At 68.7% G+C, this 15,462-nt stretch carries 16 protein-coding genes; 7 read left to right on the forward strand and 9 right to left on the reverse strand.

Annotated elements, in window-relative coordinates; genetic code table 11:
• The first annotated feature begins 31 nt into the window (after window positions 1-31).
• Complete coding sequence (locus tag H0B56_RS06490; RefSeq protein ID WP_180892012.1) at window positions 32-1,369, forward strand: DUF222 domain-containing protein; 1,338 nt, start codon at window positions 32-34, stop codon at window positions 1,367-1,369.
• A gap of 44 nt (window positions 1,370-1,413) precedes the next feature.
• Here H0B56_RS06490 and nucS read toward each other — a convergent pair whose 3' ends face one another.
• The gene (gene nucS / locus H0B56_RS06495; protein WP_180892013.1) at window positions 1,414-2,094 is read right to left on the reverse strand and encodes an endonuclease NucS; all 681 of its coding nucleotides are present in this window, start codon (window positions 2,092-2,094) and stop codon (window positions 1,414-1,416) included.
• Window positions 2,095-2,197: 103 nt separating this feature from the next.
• On the opposite strand from nucS, the gene H0B56_RS06500 reads away from it, so the two are divergent.
• From H0B56_RS06500 to H0B56_RS06510, 3 genes are all read left to right on the forward strand, one after another.
• Window positions 2,198-2,728 (forward strand): NUDIX domain-containing protein, encoded by a 531-nt coding sequence (locus tag H0B56_RS06500; RefSeq protein WP_180892014.1) that lies wholly within the window; start codon window positions 2,198-2,200, stop codon window positions 2,726-2,728.
• A gap of 119 nt (window positions 2,729-2,847) precedes the next feature.
• Entirely contained in the window at window positions 2,848-3,615 is a 768-nt protein-coding gene (locus tag H0B56_RS06505; RefSeq protein ID WP_180892015.1) for a thioesterase family protein, read from the forward strand.
• A 33-nt stretch (window positions 3,616-3,648) separates the two neighbouring features.
• Entirely contained in the window at window positions 3,649-4,092 is a 444-nt protein-coding gene (locus tag H0B56_RS06510; protein WP_180892016.1) for a winged helix-turn-helix transcriptional regulator, read from the forward strand.
• A gap of 25 nt (window positions 4,093-4,117) precedes the next feature.
• On the opposite strand, the gene H0B56_RS06515 is transcribed toward H0B56_RS06510, so the two are convergent.
• Complete coding sequence (locus H0B56_RS06515; protein WP_180892017.1) at window positions 4,118-4,891, reverse strand: enoyl-CoA hydratase-related protein; 774 nt, start codon at window positions 4,889-4,891, stop codon at window positions 4,118-4,120.
• 184 nt (window positions 4,892-5,075) lie between these two features.
• Here H0B56_RS06515 and H0B56_RS06520 point away from each other — a divergent pair, with 184 nt between their 5' ends.
• Together H0B56_RS06520 and H0B56_RS06525 are read left to right on the forward strand one after the other, a co-directional pair.
• Window positions 5,076-5,270, forward strand: coding sequence for a hypothetical protein (locus H0B56_RS06520; RefSeq protein ID WP_180892018.1), 195 nt, complete (start codon window positions 5,076-5,078; stop codon window positions 5,268-5,270).
• 9 nt (window positions 5,271-5,279) lie between these two features.
• Window positions 5,280-6,059: a hypothetical protein gene (locus tag H0B56_RS06525; RefSeq protein ID WP_180892019.1), complete on the forward strand. Its 780-nt coding sequence runs from the start codon at window positions 5,280-5,282 to the stop codon at window positions 6,057-6,059.
• Window positions 6,060-6,089: 30 nt separating this feature from the next.
• On the opposite strand, the gene H0B56_RS06530 is transcribed toward H0B56_RS06525, so the two are convergent.
• On the reverse strand, window positions 6,090-8,117 hold the full coding sequence (locus tag H0B56_RS06530; RefSeq protein ID WP_180892020.1) for a protein meaA: 2,028 nt from the start codon (window positions 8,115-8,117) through the stop codon (window positions 6,090-6,092).
• Between the two features lie 93 nt (window positions 8,118-8,210).
• Window positions 8,211-9,473, reverse strand: coding sequence for a UDP-N-acetylglucosamine 1-carboxyvinyltransferase (gene murA / locus H0B56_RS06535; RefSeq protein ID WP_180892021.1), 1,263 nt, complete (start codon window positions 9,471-9,473; stop codon window positions 8,211-8,213).
• Window positions 9,474-9,688: 215 nt separating this feature from the next.
• Here murA and H0B56_RS06540 point away from each other — a divergent pair, with 215 nt between their 5' ends.
• Entirely contained in the window at window positions 9,689-10,261 is a 573-nt protein-coding gene (locus tag H0B56_RS06540) for a cob(I)yrinic acid a,c-diamide adenosyltransferase (protein ID WP_180892022.1), read from the forward strand.
• A gap of 82 nt (window positions 10,262-10,343) precedes the next feature.
• Here the strand turns inward: H0B56_RS06540 and H0B56_RS06545 are convergent, their stop codons facing one another.
• The 5 genes from H0B56_RS06545 to atpA form a co-directional block, all read right to left on the reverse strand.
• Window positions 10,344-10,778 carry a DUF2550 family protein gene (locus tag H0B56_RS06545; RefSeq protein ID WP_180892023.1) on the reverse strand — a complete coding sequence of 145 codons (435 nt, stop codon included), beginning with the start codon at window positions 10,776-10,778 and terminating at the stop codon, window positions 10,344-10,346.
• 24 nt (window positions 10,779-10,802) lie between these two features.
• The gene (locus H0B56_RS06550) at window positions 10,803-11,168 is read right to left on the reverse strand and encodes a F0F1 ATP synthase subunit epsilon (protein ID WP_180892024.1); all 366 of its coding nucleotides are present in this window, start codon (window positions 11,166-11,168) and stop codon (window positions 10,803-10,805) included.
• Window positions 11,169-11,340: 172 nt separating this feature from the next.
• Window positions 11,341-12,795 (reverse strand): F0F1 ATP synthase subunit beta, encoded by a 1,455-nt coding sequence (gene atpD, locus H0B56_RS06555; RefSeq protein WP_180892025.1) that lies wholly within the window; start codon window positions 12,793-12,795, stop codon window positions 11,341-11,343.
• A gap of 4 nt (window positions 12,796-12,799) precedes the next feature.
• Window positions 12,800-13,750: a F0F1 ATP synthase subunit gamma gene (locus tag H0B56_RS06560; RefSeq protein WP_180892026.1), complete on the reverse strand. Its 951-nt coding sequence runs from the start codon at window positions 13,748-13,750 to the stop codon at window positions 12,800-12,802.
• A 12-nt stretch (window positions 13,751-13,762) separates the two neighbouring features.
• The gene (atpA, locus tag H0B56_RS06565; protein ID WP_180892027.1) at window positions 13,763-15,403 is read right to left on the reverse strand and encodes a F0F1 ATP synthase subunit alpha; all 1,641 of its coding nucleotides are present in this window, start codon (window positions 15,401-15,403) and stop codon (window positions 13,763-13,765) included.
• Between the last annotated feature and the right edge of the window lie 59 nt (window positions 15,404-15,462).

Raw genomic sequence — 15,462 nt, forward strand, 5'->3', positions numbered from 1 at the left:
TGGTCGAACGTGTGTGCGATATGCTGTGGGTGTGTCGGATTTGGTGGAAGTGGCCGGCCCGGCCGGGGTGATGTTCGTCCCGGCCTGGCGGGTGAATCCTGTCGCGTTCACGCCCGAAGAGCAGGCCGAGATCCGCTGCCGCACCTTCACCGGCGAGCAGGTTGCTGAGTTGAGTGCCGAGCAGGTGATCGAGACGCTGGCGGCCGCACGGCGGATCCGGGCGCATACGGATGCGATCGAGGCGCACGCGCTGGCCCGGCTCGACCAGCTACGCGGGCAGGATCGCTATGTGGCCGACGAGGCCGCGCTCGAACTGCGGGTGTCGCGGCACACGGCGGCGTTGCGGCTGCACCGGGCGCGCCAGCTCACGCAGCGGATGCCGCGGGTGTTGGCGGCGATGGAAGCCGGGCAGATCGAGGGTGCTGCGGCCGGGCGGATCACCGAGGCGACCGACACGCTCGACGACCAGCAGGCCCGCCAGGTGGACGACCAGCTGGCCGGCAAGCTCGACTCCGGCCGGGTGAGTGCGACGAATCCGGCCAACCTGGCCCGGGCGGCCCGCAGGCTCGTCGAACAGGCTGATCCCGACGGGCAGGCGGAGCGTGCCCGCCAGGCACGGGCGGGGCGGAAGGTGGAACTCCTACCCGGCGAGGACGGCCTATCCACCCTGGCGGCCGACCTACCCGCCGAAGTGGCCGCCTCGGCCTACGCCCGGATCGACGCCATGGCCCACCGCGCCCGCCACCAAGGCGACGCGCGCACCCTGGACCAGTTGCGCGCCGACATCCACGCCACCCTCCTGCTGGGGCACGATCCCGACGTGGCCGCCCCGGAAGCGGCGGCGACGGTGTACCTGCACATGCCCATCGACACCGCCCTCGGCATGGCCGACACCGGCTGCGAACTCTCCGGCTACGGACCGCTACCCGCCCCGATCGCCCGGCACATCCTGGCCAGCCGGCACAGCGTGTGGCGCAAGGTCCTCACCGACCCCGCCAGCGGCGCCGTCCTCGACGTCGGGCGTCGGCGCTACCGGCCCACCACCGCCATTCGTGATCTCATCGCCGTGCGTGATGCCGAATGCACCACACCCGGCTGCCACCGGCCCGCCCACCACAGCGACTACGACCACCTCCACGGATGGGCACGCGGCCAGAACGGCACCACCGCCCACACCAACGGCGGCGCCAAATGCCGCTGGCACCACCGACTCAAAGACCACCCCCACTGGACCCTCCACCACAACCCCACCAACGGCACCAGCACCATCACCACCCCCACCGGACGCCGCTACACCCACCACCAGCGCCCACCGGCAGCACCACCCGAACCCAGCGGCACCGACCCACCCGGCGACCCGCCGTTCTGACGCTTCGTTCCTGCGGGAGTCGCCGGCGATCGCGACCGGGATGTTCAGAACAACCGGAACTCGTCGGGCTCGATGCCGCGCAGCGCGTCGTAGTCCAGCGTCACGCAGCGGATCCCTCGATCCTCGGCCAGGGTGCGCGCCTGCGGCTTGATCTGCTGGGCGGCGAACACCCCGTACACCGGGGAGATCAGCGGGTCACGGTTGAGCAGGTCGAGGTAGCGCGTGAGTTGCTCGACACCGTCGATCTCGCCCCTGCGCTTGATCTCCACCGCCACCGTGGAGCCACCCGCGTCCTTGGCCAGGATGTCCACCGGCCCGATCGCGGTCGGGTACTCCCTGCGTATCAGGTTGTAGCCTTCACCGAGCGTGCCGATGTGCTCGGCGAGCAGCTCCTGCAGGTGCGCTTCGACGCCGTCCTTGACCAGTCCCGGCTCGGCTCCCAGCTCGTGCTCGGAATCGTGCAGCACCTCGGCGATCGTGACCACCAGCTTCTCACCGGACTTGTTCTGTACCGTCCACACCGAGACGGCCTCGTCGTCCTGCCCGCTGTCCTCGATGAGCCAGCACGGCGGGCTCATCCAGTTCAACGGCTTGTAGGCACGGTCATCGGAATGCACCGACACCGAGCCGTCGGCCTTGACCAGCAGGAGACGGTTTGCCATCGGCAGGTGTGCAGTCACCCTGCCGGCGTAGTCCACAGTGCAACGAGCGATCACGAGGCGCACGGCACGCAGCGTAATTCACCCGGCACCGGCCGCGCGTCACGGGGCGCTCGACGTGCCCGACCTCGGTCACCGGTCGCCGCCCGATACGGCAGTATCGGGCGCTATGGAAACCGTGGGTACGCGCGAGGTCTACAGCAACAGCTGGATGAGCGTCCGGGAGGACGCGATCCGGAGGCAGGACGGCTCCGATGGCATCTACGGAGTCGTCGACAAACCCGACTACGCTCTGGTCATCCCGCTCGACGGGGACCACGTCCGGCTCGTCGAGCAGTACCGGTACCCGATCGGTTTGCGCCGCTGGGAGTTCCCCCAGGGAACCGCACCCGGCAGGAACGGGTACTCCCCGCGCGAGCTGGCTGCCCGGGAGCTGCGCGAGGAGACGGGGCTGACCGCGAGCGTGCTGAACGAGCTCGGCGTGCTCGATCTGGCGCCCGGCGTGTCGAGCCAGCGTGGCCGGGTCTTCCTTGCCACCGGCCTGCGCGCGGGTGAGCACGAGCGCGAGCACGAGGAGCAGGACATGCGCTCCGCGTGGTTCAGCAGGGCCGAGTTCGAGGGGATGATCACCCGCGCGGAGATCACCGACGCCCAGTCGATCGCGGCCTACACGCTGCTCCAGCTGCACGAGCGCCGATGAGCTGACCAGCCCGGCATGGTCAGCCGGAGACGGCACCCGATCGTGCCCTTCGAAATGGTAAGTTGGAAAATCCAACTTACTGGTGCGAGCGCGAGCTCGGGAACGTGACGGGAGAGCCTATGTCGACTTCGGTTCAGCTGGACGGCCTGGACACCACCTGGCAGTCCTGGGACGGGATGCATGGCGGGTACCTGGCCGGGCTACTGGTCAGTCACGCACGCGAGCAGCTGCCCGGCGTCGCGAGCGACGCCGCCGCACGCGCCCTGCACGTCAACCTGCTCACCGCGGTCCGGGACGGTCGCATCGACCTGCGCGGCGAGGTACTGCGCGCCACGCGCAACACCACCACCGTCCGTGTCACGCTCGGGGTGGGCGGGCAGGACGCGGTGACCGGTATCGCGATGTTCGGGCGGGCGGGCGAGAGCGCCGCGACCGACCGGCCCGGCGAGGCGGCCCCTGGCGTCCCGCCCGTGCCGGAGTGCCCCGTACTTCCCGTGGATGAGCTGGTGCCCTTCGCGCGCAACGTGGAGATCCGGCCTGCGGACGGGCGCGCCCCGCTGCTCGGCGGCCCGGAGCCCGAGCTGACCGCGTGGCTGCGGCTGCGCACCCCGCCCGCCGACCCGGCACAAGCCGCGGTGACCCTCGTGGACACCCTCGCCCCCGGGTTGTACGGCGTGCTTCGCGAGCCGGTCCCCATACCGACCGTCGAGCTGGCCGCGCACTTCACCGACAGCCTGCGCGGGTTCGAGCCGGGCGACTGGGTCCTTGGCAGGATCCGCACCGAGCACGCCGCGGCCGGGTGGTGCGTCGACGACTGCACACTGTGGAACGTCACTGGCACGATGCTGGCAACCGGTAGGCAGACCCGGCGGGTCCTCCTCCCCTGACGCGAACCCGCCGCGACCGAGGAGGTTCCCCACATGGCACACCGCCCGCGCCAGTGCTCGATCGCCGATGCCCTGAGCATCGTGGGCGAACGATGGAGCCTGCTGACGCTGCGCGAGGTCTTCCTCGGGGTTCGGCGGTTCGACCGGATCGCGCGCAACACCGGCGCCAGCAGGGACATCCTCGCCGCGCGGCTGAGCAAGCTCGTCGAATCGGGCCTGCTGGAGAAGAAGCAGTACGAGACGCACCCGCCGCGCTACGAGTACGTCCCGACGGAAACAGGTCAAGCGCTGCACGCGGTGCTGCTGTCGCTGATGGACTGGGGCGACCGCTACATCACTCGCACGGACCCGCCCACGGTCTGGGCGCATGACTGCGGAGCGACCCTGCGGCCGGTGATGGTCTGCGAGCACTGCCGTGAACCGTTGCGCCCGGCGGAGCTCACCGTGGTCCGCGTCGACCAGCCCAACCCGGAATGAGTCGCCCTGCGCACCACCCGGAGCCTCACTCCGGCCACTCCGGCCTGCGCTTGGCCAGGAACGCCGCCATGCCTTCCTTCGCGGCGGGCGACTGGGACGCTTCGGCCATCACCTCGAGCGCGATGTCGTAGGCCTCCGCCTCGGGACGGTCCAGCTGCGCGTAGAGCGTGCGCTTGCCGAGTGCCTTGCTCGCCGGGCTACCCCGCGTGGCCCGGTCGAGCAGGTCGGCGACCGCGCCGTCCAGCTCGGCGTCCGGGACCACCCGGTTGACCAGCCCCCACTGCTCGGCTGTCGCCGCGTCCACGGTCTCTCCCGTCAGGGCCATCTCCATCAACCGCTTCCTGCCGACCGCGCGGGCGACCGGCACGGCAGGGGTATGGCAGAACCAACCGCCCTTACCGCCGGGAAGGGCGAACCCCGCCGACTGCCCGGCCACGGCCAGGTCACAGGAGGCGACCAGCTGGCATCCCGCGGCCGTGGCTAGCCCGTGCACCCGGGCGATCACGACCTGCGGCACCGACTGGATCGTGCGCATCAGCCGGGTACACAGCTCGAGCAGGCTGGCAACACCCTCGTGGTCGCGCTCGGCGACATCGGCGAAGTCGTGACCCGCCGAGAACACCGGTCCGTTCGCCGCGAGTACGACTCCGCTCGCGTCCGACTCCGCCGCCTGCTCGAAGGCGTCGAGCAGCGCGGCGAGGTGTTCCTCGGACAGCGCGTTGCGGCGGGCGGGCTTGTTCATCGTGACGGTCAGGGTCGTCCCGTCCCTGGTGAGAAGGACGCTGTCCTCGTGAGCCATGCCCTCACGGTACTGCCCCAACCACGGCGGCACCACGGTCGAACGTGTGACGCGATCGCGCCACGCCGCGCGCGTCGACTCCTGCCATCGTCGGGATCCCGGCGTATGATCACAGCGGAACCGGTTCCGCCGCACGACGTCACAACCCCGTACGTAAGTGAGCGCAACGCTCGAGTGAAGGCGGATGATGGAGATGGTCAACGAGGAGGATCACCGGCAGCTGGAGCAGGCCACCGAGCTGGTGCGTGGGGTCATCGAGCGGCACAGGAGCGAGGACCTCCGAGCGATTTCCGTGCTCAACTCGGCCATCCAGGAGATCCGCGTCGGGGAGCGCTATCTCGACTCGGACACCTCGCCGACCGGTGACAGCGTCCGGTAGGTTCACACCGTGACCCGCAGCACCGAAGAACGCATCAGCAGTACCGTTACCATCCCGCGCCGCTTCACCGGACCGCCACGCTCCGCCAACGGCGGCTACGCGTGCGGCGTGACGGCGCACGCGCTGACCGAGGGGGCCGCCGAGGCCAGCCTGCGCACCCCGCCGCCGGTCGAGCGTCCGCTGCGGGCGGTGACCGACGACCAGCGGTGCGCGCTCTACGACGGTGAGCAGTTGATCTCCGAGGCACGGCACGCCAAGGTCGAGATCACCCCGCCGGAGCCGGTGACCATCGCCGAGGCCGAGGCGGCGACGCGCACCTTCGAGGTCGCCCCGTACCGCGCGTCCACGCCCTTCCCCGGGTGCGTCACCTGCGGGCCCGACCGCGCCGAAGGCGACGGCCTGCGCATCTTCCCCGGGCCGGTCGACCGGCCCGAACCGCTCGTGGCCTGGCCGTGGACTCCGGACGACTCGCTCGACTCCGGGGACGGCGGCGTCGACGTCCCTACCGTGTGGGCCGCGCTGGACTGCCCGAGTGGCTGGGCCTGGTACTACCAGCCCGGCCCCAACCCGCCGCACGTACTCGGCAGGATGGCCGCGCAGATAACGCGCAGGCCCGCCTGCGGGGAACGAACCGTCGTAGGCTCATGGGCACTCGGCGACGCCAACCGGAAACGCTTCTCCGCCTCGGCGATCTGGTCGGCCGACGGAACCCTGCTGGCCTGCGCGCGAGCCACCTGGATCGCGCTGACCGAGGAACAGATGGAGCAGTTCGCCGCGTCGGTGTCCTGAGCCCGCATCGAGCGGCCGAGCCCGGCCGCGTCACACCGCCAGCTGCGGCTGCCCCAGCCCCTTCGCCTCGCGGACGACCGTGACCACCTCATCCATGATCTCGGTGAGCTCGTAGTCCTTGGGGGTGAAGACCCGGGCGATCCCCCGGCTGGTCAGCTCCTCGGCGTCCGCTGGAGGGATGATCCCGCCGACGATCACCGGCACGTCGCCCGCGCCTGCGGCACGCAGCCCCTCGACCACGTCCGGAACGACGTCCAGGTGCGAACCGGACAGCACGGACAGGCCGACCACATGCACGTCCTCCTGCACGGCCGCCGCGACGATCTGCTCCGGCGTGAGGCGGATGCCCTGATAGATCACCTCGAACCCGGCGTCCCGCGCGCGCACGGCGACCTGCTCGGCCCCGTTGGAGTGGCCGTCCAGGCCCGGCTTGCCGACCAGCATGCGCAGCCGCTCACCCAGCTCCTCACCGGTGGCCCGCACGCGCTCGCGCACCGTGGCGAGCTCACCACCGGATCCCGGCGCGGCCGAGGACGAGACCCCGGTCGGCGCGCGGTACTCGCCGAAGACCTCGCGCAGCGCGCCCGCCCACTCGCCGGTGGTCACCCCGGCACGCGCGCATTCGAGAGTGGCCTCGAACAGGTTCTCGTCGGTGCCCGCGGCCTCCCGGAGGCGTGCCAACGCGCTGTCCACAGCCGAGGAGTCCCGCTGCGACCTCCAGGACTCCAGCGCGGCCACGGCGCTTGCCTCCACCTCCGGATCCACCGTCTCGATGGCCTCGGCCCCCTCGGCCTGCAGTGGGCTCGGCTCGGAGGTGTCGAACTTGTTCACCCCGACCAGGACCCGCTCACCCGACTCGACCTTGCGCCGGTACTCCCCGAGCGACGCCACCAGCTGGGACTTCATGTAGCCGCTCTCCACCGCGGCGACCGCCCCACCCATCTGCTGGACGTGGTCGATCTCCTTGCGCGCGTCGGCGACGATCTCGTTCACCCGCTGGGTGATCACGGTGGAGCCCTCGAAGATGTCCTCGTACTCCAGCAGGTCGGTCTCGTAGGCGAGTACCTGCTGCATGCGCAACGCCCACTGCTGGTCCCACGGGCGCGGCAGGCCCAGCGCCTCGTTCCACGCGGGCAGCTGGATCGCGCGGGCGCGGGAGTCCTTGGACATCGCCACCGCCAGCATCTCCAGCACGATGCGCTGCACGTTGTTCTCCGGCTGAGCCTCGGTGAGGCCGAGCGAGTTCACCTGCACCCCGTACCGGAACCGGCGTGCCTTGGGGTCGGTCACGCCGTACCTCTCCCTGGTGATCTCGTCCCAGAGCTGGGTGAACGCGCGCATCTTGCACATCTCCTCGACGAACCGCACTCCGGCGTTGACGAAGAAGGACATGCGCGAGACGACCCTGGCCATCTCCGTGTCGTCCACGCGCTCCCGCACGGCGTCGAGCACCGCGATCGCCGTGCACATCGCGTAGGCGACTTCCTGCGTCGGCGTGGCCCCCGCCTCCTGCAGGTGGTAACTACAGATGTTGATCGGGTTCCACTTCGGCACGTGCTGCACCGTCCAGGTGATCACGTCCGTGGTCAGCCGCAGGCTCGGTCCTGGAGGGAAGATGTAGGTACCCCGGGACAGGTACTCCTTGATGACGTCGTTCTGCGTGGTCCCCGTCAGCTGGGCGAGCACCTCATCGGTGTCGCGCCCCTGCTCGCGGGCCTGCTCCTCGGCGACGGTGACATACAGGGCCAGCAACCACATGGCGGGCGCGTTGATCGTCATCGACGTGTTCGCCTCGGCGAGCGGGATCCCGTCGAACAGCTGCCGCATGTCGCCGATGTGACTGACCGGCACACCGACCTTCCCCACCTCGCCGCGCGAGAGCGGGTGATCGGCGTCGTACCCGGTCTGGGTCGGCAGGTCGAACGCCACGGACAGGCCGGTCTGCCCCTTGGCGAGGTTCCGCCGGTACAGCGCGTTGGACGCCTCCGCCGAGGAATGGCCCGCGTAGGTCCGCATCACCCACGGGCGGTCGCGCTGATCGTCTGTCGGGTACGGCATTCGCTGACCTTCCCTACGTTCTACCCACCGTGCCGAGTGCTCGCCTCGAGGATACTGGCCGGTAATCGCGATGTCCCCAGCGCTGTGACCAACTCACCCTTCCACGACGCGCTCGATGTGTGCGCCGAGCCGGTTGAGGTTCTCCACGAAGTAGGGATAGCCGCGGTCGATATGGAACACGTCCCAGATCTGGGTGACCCCCTCCGCACAGAGGCCCGCCAGCACCAGGCCCGCCCCCGCGCGGATGTCCGAGGCCCACACCGGGGCGCTGGAGAGCTTCTCCACACCGCGCACAACGGCATGGTGGCCGTCGGTACGCGCGTCCGCACCCAGCCGGACCATCTCGTCGATGAACCGGAAGCGCGACTCGTAGACGTTCTCGGTGATCATCGATGTGCCGTCGGCGACGGCGGCCAGCACCACCGCGAACGGTTGCAGGTCGGTCGCGAACCCCGGGTACGGCAGTGTCACGAAGTCGATCGCCTTCGGCTGGTCGTGCTGCACCACCCGGAAGCCCTCCTCGCCGAGCACCGTGACCTCGGCACCCGCGTGCCGCAGCTTCTCCAGCACGAGGTCGAGGTGATGCGCGTTGACGCCGCGCACCGTGATGTCACCACGGGTCGCCGCCGCCGCGAACGCCCAGCTGGCCCCCACGATGCGATCACCGATCACGCGGTGCGTCGTCGGTCGCAACGCGTCCACCCCGTGCACCGTCAGCGTGGACGTTCCCGCGCCCTCGATCTGCGCACCCATCTCCTGCAGCATCAGGCAGATGTCGATGATCTCGGGTTCTCTGGCCGCGTTGTCGATAACCGTGGTGCCCGTGGCGAGTACAGCCGCCATGAGGATGTTCTCGGTCGCTCCCACGCTGGGGAAGTCCAGCCAGATCTGCGCGCCGTGCAGCCCCTCCGCCTCGGCCACCACGCAACCGTGATCGATGTGGCTGTTCGCGCCGAGCTTGCGCAGCCCGTTCTGGTGCATGTCCAGCGGGCGGGATCCGATCGCGTCACCGCCGGGCAGCGCGACGACCGCCCGTTTGAGCCTGCCCACGAGCGGGCCGAGCACGCACACCGAGGCACGGAGCTTGCCCATCGCCGTCGTGCTCGCCCGGTGAGCCGGTTCCGCCGGCGTGTCGATCGTGACCGTGTCGGCATCGATCTCGACCTCGCAGCCCACGCTGCGCAGCACGTCCGCCATCAGCGGGACGTCGAGGATCTCGGGGCAGTTGGTGATGGTGGTCGTGCCCTCGGCGAGCAACGCCGCGGCCATCAACTTGAGTACGCTGTTCTTGGCCCCGACGACCTGCACCTCACCCACGAGTCGAGTGCCGCCATGGACGTCGAAGTGCTCGCTCACCCAATCCTCCTCAGCAACGTATTCAGTTCTCGGTCACCGCTGCCCCGAGGGAAGGCCTACACAGTACAGCAGACAGGCGCCGCCGGACGGCCCTGTCGCCACGGCGGGTGTCGAGTCGGCAACTCCGGCGTAGCGGTCATGGTAGGCGAGCCCGCGCGCCGCTGAAGGGTTCGGGTACTCCCCGGTCCCCGGTAGCCGCAGCGTAGAGTGCCGGTATGTCCGTTCGCATCAACCGCGTCTACACCCGGGTCGGCGACAACGGCACGACCGCGCTCGGGGACAGCTCACGGATCCCGAAAACCGCGCCGCGCATCGGCGCCTACGCCGATGTCGACGAGACGAACTCCGCGATCGGTACCGCGCTGGCTCTCGGCGGGCTCGACCAGGAAATCGCGGAGCTGCTCGGCTCGGTGCAGAACGACCTCTTCGACGTCGGAGCGGACCTGTGCACCCCGGTGGTGGACGACCTGGAGTTCCCCCCGCTGCGCGTGACCGAGTCCTACATCGAGCGCCTCGAGGGCTGGTGCGACCGGTACAACGAGCAGCTGCCCAAGCTCACGTCGTTCATCCTGCCAGGCGGAACACCCGGCGCTGCCCTGCTGCACCAGGCACGCACGATCGCCAGGCGTGCCGAGCGCAGCGCCTGGATGCTCGCCGAGTCCGATCCCGAGCGCACCAACGAGCTCGCCGTGCGCTACCTCAACCGGCTGTCCGACCTGCTGTTCATTCTCGCCAGGCTCGCCAACCCGGACGGCGACGTGCTGTGGCGGCCCGGTGCGCAGAGCTGACGCGCAGGGCTGAGCCGGGACGCGCCGGGGGACTCCTCGGGTGCGGCATGCGTACCGAAGGAGTCCCTCGGCTCGCCACGCCCTAGCTGGCGCGCGGCATCTGACGGCCCGGCGGGGCCGACTCGAGCCAGGAAAGGAACCCCGTCAGCGGGCCGGGGCCCATCGCGATCTCGATGAACGACCTGGTCCGTGACTCACAGCTGAGCACGGTGGCTTCCGGGGGAAGCGCGTAGACCTCGGTTCCGCTCGGCTCGCGCCGGGCCGAGATCGCCAGATTGTTGCGGGAGAGAACCCGGTCGGGTCCGCTGCGCACACTCATCACGCGGAACCACAGGAACTCTTCACCGTGGTACCGGCCGATGCCCAGGTGCCAGCCGCCTTCACCAGCGCGGCGCCGCCAGCGCAGCGCGACGTTGACGCCACCTGCCTGCAAGATCCTGCGCCAGCGCACGACCATCCAGCACAGGGCAAGCACCGCCACACTCAGGAGCCCGATGATGAGAAGCGTGATGGCCACAGCAGGCTCCCGATCGCGGCGCGCTCAGTCTGTCTGCCCCGCGACGCGCAATCGTGCGCTCGCTCTGGCGCGCTCGTCCTCGTCCTCGTCCTCGAGTGCCCGCCGTGCGGCCTCCACGTCGATCTCCCCGGCCAGTTCGGCCGACTCCGCGAGCACGCTCACGGTGTCCCTGGTCACCGACAGGAAACCACCCTGCACCGCCGCGCTCATGTGGTCGCCGTCCGAGGTCGTCACGGTGACGACGCCACCGTCGACGAGCTGACCGAGCATCGGCTCGTGCCCGGGCATAATGCCGATCTCACCCTCGGTCGTCTGCGCGACGACGAACGACCCGGTGCCCGACCACAACCGGCGCTCCACCGCGACAAGCTCGACGGACATCTCGGCCACGTGACTCTCCTTCACACAAGCATGTCACCGGCTACGAGCGATGGCTCGCAGCAACGAACAACGACTGGCTCCGGCAGGCGCACTTCACAGTCTAATTGGTGTCCGATACCACCCGGCAACACGGCGGGGTCGACTCCCCCGAACGGGAATACGACCCCGCCGTGCCAGCAGGTCACTTGCCGGTGATCTCGGCGTACTTCTTCTCCAGGTCCTCGAGCCCACCGATGCCCAGGAAGGCCTGCTCCGGGAAGTGATCGAACTCACCCGTGCTGATCTTGTCGAAGGCCTCGATGGTCTCGTTCCGCGGCACCGTCGAGCCGGGCTGGCCGGTGAACTGCTCGGCCACCAGCATGTTCTGGGACAGGAACCGCTCGATACGCCGCGCCCGGTTCACCGTCAGCTTGTCCTCTTCGGACAGCTCGTCGATACCGAGGATGGCGATGATGTCCTGCAGCTCCTTGTACTTCTGCAGGATCCGGATGACCTCGGAGGCGACCCGGTAGTGCTCGTCACCGACGATCGCGGGGTCCAGGATCGTCGACGAGGAGGTCAGCGGGTCGACGGCCGGGAAGATACCCTTCTGGAACACCGACCGGGACAGCTCCGTGGTCGCGTCGAGGTGCGCGAAGGTCGTCGCGGGCGCCGGGTCGGTGTAGTCGTCGGCCGGCACGTAGATCGCCTGCATCGAGGTGATCGAACGGCCCTTGACCGAGGTGATCCGCTCCTGCAGGAAGCCCATCTCGTCCGCGAGCGTCGGCTGGTAACCCACCGCGGACGGCATACGGCCGAGCAGGGTGGAGACCTCCTGGCCCGCCTGGGTGAACCGGAAGATGTTGTCGATGAACAGCAGGACGTCCTGGTTCTGCACATCCCGGAAGTACTCGGCCATGGTCAGCCCGGACAGCGCGACGCGCATACGGGTCCCCGGCGGCTCGTCCATCTGGCCGAAGACCAGGGCGGTGTCGTTGATGACGCCGTCCTCGCTCATCTCCAGGAAGAGGTCGGTGCCCTCACGGGTACGCTCACCGACACCCGCGAAGACCGAGGTCCCGCCGAAGTTGCGAGCCACACGGGTGATCATCTCCTTGATCAGCACCGTCTTGCCGACACCGGCACCACCGAAAAGGCCGATCTTGCCACCCTGCACGTACGGGGTGAGCAGATCGATCACCTTCAAGCCGGTCTCGAGCACCTCGGTCCTGCCCTCGAGCTGGTCGAACGCCGGCGGGTCCCTGTGGATGGACCAGCGCTCGAGGTCGTCGCCGTAACCGGGCTCGTCGAGGCACTCACCGAGCACGTTGTAGACGTGGCCCTTGACCTTGTCCCCGACCGGCACCGTGATCGGCGAACCGGTGTCCCGCACGGGGGTACCCCGTACCAGACCGTCCTGCGGCTGCAGGGAAATCGTCCGCACCAGGTTGTCACCGAGGTGCTGGGCGACCTCCAGGGTCACCGTCTTGGCGAGCTCGGCGAACTCGACCTCGACCTTCAGGGCGTTGAACTGTTCAGGCAGCGCACCCCGCGGGAACTCGACGTCGACGACCGGGCCCCGGACCGCCACGATCCGGCCCGTCGCTGCGCCGTCCTTTCCGGCTGCGGATACCACTGTATTTGCATCGGCAGTCATAGGTCTACTCTTCACTTCCTGCTGTGGCCAGCGCGTTCGCGCCGCCGACGATTTCGCTGATCTCCTGGGTGATCTGTGCCTGGCGAGCCTGGTTCGCCTCACGGGTGAGGGTGTCCACGAGCTCGTTGGCGTTGTCCGAGGCCGCCTTCATCGCCGTGCGTCGCGCGGCGAGTTCGGACGCGGCCGATTCGAGCAACGCCGCAAAGATCCGCGTGTAGATGTACTTCGGAAGCAGGGCACCCAGCAGGGTCTCTGCGCTGGGCTCGAAGTCGTAGGACGGCAACAAGCTCGGCGCCGAGGACTCGCTGTCGCCCTCGCCCGCGTACTCGATCTCCAACGGAGCGACCCGTTTCGCCACCGGTGTCTGGGTGAGCATGGACCGGAACTCGGTGTAGACGACGTGAATCTCGTCCACGCCGGGGATCCCGTCCGGGCCGGCCCCGTGCTCGTCGTCGTCCGCACCGGCGAGGAACGAGTCGACGAGAGCCTCGCCGGCCTCGGCCGCGTTGTGATAGTGCGGCTGGTCGGAGAAGCCGGTCCAGCTGTCGGTGACCTTCCGGTCCCGGAACCGGAAGTAGTTCAGACCCTTTACGCCGATCACGTAGAGCACTGGCTCCTTGCCCTGTTCCTGGAGCAGGGACACCAGCTCTTCTGCCGTACGAAGCACGTTGGAGTTGTAGCCACCACACAGTCCCTTGTCACTGGTGACCACCAGCACCGCCGCGCGCTTGGGGTGATCCCGCTCCACGAGCAAGGGATTGTCCAAATTGGTCGACGCGGTGGCCAGTGCCTGCAGGACGTTGGTGATCTCCTCGGAGTAGGGGCGAGCCGCCTCCACCCGCGCCTGTGCCTTGGAGATACGCGAGGTGGCGATGAGCTCCATCGCCTTCGTGATCTTGCCGACCGACTTGGTCGACTTGATCCTCGCTCGTAGTTCGCGAAGTTGCGCAGCCATCTACTTACCTGGTCACTTCTTCGGTGCCGGCTTGTTGACCTTCACAGTCTCCTGCCCGACCTTCTCGGACTCCATCGCCTCGGCGTCCTGAGGCACGACCGAGCTCCCGTCGGCGGCGGTGAACTGCTTCTTGAACTCGTCGACGGCCTCATCGATGCGCTTGCCGTTCTCGTCGGACCACTCGCCGGTGTCCCGGAGCTCGGCGAGCACGCCCTCGTGCTTGCGGCGCAGGTGATCCAGGAACTCGCGGCTGAAGCGGTTCACATCGTCGATGGGGACCGTGTCGAAGTGCCCGTTGGTGCCGAGGTAGACCGTGACGATCTGCTCCTCGACCGGAACCGGCGCGTACTGCGGCTGCTTGAGCACCTCGTACAGGCGGCTACCACGATCGAGCTGCGCCTTGGACGCTGCGTCGAGGTCGGAGGCGAACGCGGCGAACGACTTGAGCTCGTCGTACTGCGAGAGGTCGATACGCAACGAACCCGCGACCTTCTTCATGGCCTTGACCTGTGCGTCACCACCCACACGCGAGACCGAGGTCGTCGGGTCGACCGCCGGGCGCTGCCCAGCGTTGAACAGGTCCGACTGGAAGAAGCACTGCCCGTCGGTGATCGAGATGACGTTGGTCGGGATGTAGGCCGAGATGTCGTTGGCCTTGGTCTCGATGATCGGCAGCCCCGTCAGCGACCCGCCGCCGAGCTCGTCGTTCAGCTTGGCGCAACGCTCGAGCAGCCTCGAGTGCAGGTAGAAGACGTCACCGGGGAATGCCTCACGGCCCGGCGGCCTGCGCAGCAGCAGCGAGATCGCACGGTACGCCTCGGCCTGCTTGGTCAGGTCGTCGAAGACGACCAGCACGTGCTTGCCCTGGTACATCCAGTGCTGACCCAGCGCCGAGCCGGTGTAGGGAGCAAGCCACTTGTAGCCTGCGGAGTCCGAGGCGGGCGCGGCGACGATGGTGGTGTAATCCATCGCCCCCGCCTGTTCGAGGGACTCGCGGACCGCGGCGATCGTGGAGCCCTTCTGGCCGATCGCGACGTAGATGCAGCGCACCTGCTGCTTCGGGTCGCCGGTTTCCCAGTTGGCCTTCTGGTTGATGATCGTGTCCACCGCGACCGCCGTCTTACCGGTCTTACGGTCACCGATCATCAGCTGGCGCTGCCCCCTGCCGATCGGGGTCATCGCGTCGATCGCCGTGATGCCTGTCTGCAGCGGCTCGTCGACCGGCTGGCGCTGCACCACCGAGGCGGCCTGCAGCTCGAGCGCCCGGCGGCTCTCGCTGGAGATCTCGCCGAGACCGTCGATGGGCTTGCCGAGCGGATCGATGACACGCCCGAGGAAGTTCTCACCGACCGGGATGGACAGGATCTGCCCCGTCCGCTTGACCTCCTGCCCCTGTTCGATGTCCTCGAAGTCACCCAGGATGGCCACACCGAGCTGTGTCGCCTCGAGGTTCAGCGCGACGCCGAACACGCCGCCGGGGAACTCCAGCAGCTCGTTGGCCATGGTCGACGGCAGCCCCTCGACGTGCGCGATACCGTCACCGGCGTCGACGACGACGCCGACCTCCTCCCGGCTCACGTCCGGGGAATAACTCGAGACATAGTTCTCGATCGCGTTGGCGACCTCTTCCGAGGAGATCGTCAGCTCCGCCATGTCGTTCCCGCTCTCACTTGTCGGTCTCTTCGTTGCAAAGTATGTCGTGTGGTCCCGCT

The organism is Haloechinothrix aidingensis (genome assembly GCF_013450155.1).
In the GTDB taxonomy this organism is placed as follows: Bacteria; Actinomycetota; Actinomycetes; order Mycobacteriales; family Pseudonocardiaceae; genus Haloechinothrix; species Haloechinothrix aidingensis.